Source organism: Nocardia sp. NPDC050799, assembly GCF_040654015.1.
Classification (GTDB): domain Bacteria; phylum Actinomycetota; class Actinomycetes; order Mycobacteriales; family Mycobacteriaceae; genus Nocardia.
Window position 1 is genome coordinate 1 of the sequence record NZ_JBFAHF010000103.1, and the last position, 1,912, is coordinate 1,912.

General features: G+C 65.2%; 2 protein-coding genes. Both read left to right on the forward strand.

The annotated features are described in order from the left end of the window. The first annotated feature begins 111 nt into the window (after positions 1 to 111). Positions 112 to 1,383: an IS256 family transposase gene (locus AB0H42_RS35620; RefSeq protein ID WP_357064268.1), complete on the forward strand. Its 1,272-nt coding sequence runs from the start codon at positions 112 to 114 to the stop codon at positions 1,381 to 1,383. Then, entirely contained in the window at positions 1,380 to 1,877 is a 498-nt protein-coding gene (locus tag AB0H42_RS35625; RefSeq protein ID WP_357064270.1) for an HAD domain-containing protein, read from the forward strand. The genes AB0H42_RS35620 and AB0H42_RS35625 overlap by 4 nt, the downstream gene beginning before the upstream one ends. Positions 1,878 to 1,912 lie beyond the last annotated feature (35 nt).

Genomic DNA, 1,912 nt, shown 5'->3' on the forward strand with positions numbered 1-1,912 from the left:
GGAGCAATGATCAAAACCTGTGGATGACCGGGAGGGGTACCTTCCCGGATGATCTTCGAATCCGAGGTTTGATCAGGCCGGCGCGCCAACGCCGGTCGGGAAGGTACGCCCGTGCTCAAGGTAGTTCAAGATCTTGTCGAGTCCAACGAGGTCGGTGTGTCCGGCGGAGCGTCGTTGCTGGACGAGATCGTGCGTGACGGTGCCCGCAAGATGCTCGCGGCGGCGTTGCAGGCCGAGGTCGCCGAGTATGTGGCCCGGTTCGCCGGCGAGGTCGACGAGAACGGTCATCGGCTGGTGGTGCGCAACGGGTATCACGCCGAGCGGGAGGTGCTCACCAGCGCGGGCGCGGTGGCGGTGAAGGCGCCGCGGGTCAACGACAAACGAGTCGATCCCGCAACCGGTGCTCGGCAGCGGTTCTCCTCGGCGATCCTGCCCGCCTGGGCACGCCGGTCGCCGCAGATCAGCGAGGTATTGCCGCTGTTGTATCTGCACGGCCTGTCCACCGGAGACTTCGCACCCGCCCTCGAACAGTTCCTCGGGACCGGGGCCGGGTTATCACCGGCGTCGATCACCCGGTTGACCGGCCAGTGGCAGGATGAAGCCCGCAGCTTCGCCGGCCGCGACCTGGGCGGCGCCGACTACGTCTACCTATGGGTCGATGGGATCCACCTGAAGGTGCGTCTCGACCAGGAGAAACTGTGTCTGCTGGTGATGATCGGGGTTCGTGCCGACGGCCGCAAAGAGCTGGTCGCGCTCACCGACGGTTTCCGTGAATCGCACGAGTCATGGGCGGATCTGCTGCGCGACTGCCGGCGTCGTGGCATGCGGGCCCCGGTGCTCGCCGTCGGTGACGGGGCGCTCGGGTTCTGGAAAGCAGTCCGTGAGGTCTTCCCCGACACTCGCGAACAGCGATGCTGGTTCCATAAGCAGGCCAATGTCCTGTCCGCGCTGCCGAAGTCGGCGCATCCGGGTGCGACCGCGGCGATGAAGGAGATCTACAACGCCGAGGACATCGACCATGCGCAGGGCGCGATCAAAGCGTTCGGCCTCGACTACGGCAAGAAATATCCGAAAGCTGTCGCGAAGATCGTCGACGACGCCGACGTGCTGCTCGAGTTCTACAAGTATCCGGCAGAGCATTGGATCCATCTGCGCACCACCAACCCGATCGAATCCACCTTCGCCACCGTGCGTTTACGCACGAAAGTCACCAAGGGTCCGGGTTCGCGGGCGGCTGGACTGGCGATGGCCTACAAGCTGATCGAGGCCGCTCAAACCCGCTGGCGAGCGGTCAACGCACCACACCTGGTCGCCCGGGTGCGAGCCGGAGCACGTTTCGAACGCGGCGCTCTCGTCGAGCGCGAACAGGCCACTGCAGCATGACCGATCACGCACAACACCCACTGCTGTTCCTCGATGTCGATGGGCCGCTTCTCCCGTTCGGTGAAGACCCCGGGCGCGAGCCACGCAGTGTCGTGTCGGACTCGCACTTTTCGCGGCTGCGACCCGAGATCGGCCGCTGGCTGGCAAAGTTGCCGTGCCAGTTGGTCTGGGCCACGACATGGGAAGACGAGGCCAATGACGAGCTCGGGCCCCGGCTCGGGCTGCCACGATTGCCGGTCGTGCGCTGGCCGGAATCTTCCGCTGAGTACGAACGCGAGGACCGTTGGTTCGGACTGTGCTGGAAGACCCGGACCCTGGTGGACTGGGCGGCCGGACGCCCGTTCGCCTGGGTCGACGACGAGATCACCGACGCTGACCGCACCTGGGTCGCCACCCAACATCGCGGCCCTGCACTCCTGCGGCACGTCGAGCCATTCCGAGGACTCAGCGGCGAGCACTTCGCAGCCCTCGATCACTGGCTGCGAGCAACCTGAGAAAAATGGAGATCCACAGGAATTGACAATAACTC

What these genes read in the sequence shown, in the direction of transcription:
- AB0H42_RS35625 (WP_357064270.1), top strand. Translation starts at nt 1,380, where the DNA reads ATGACCGATCACGCACAACACCCACTGCTGTTCCTCGATGTCGATGGG.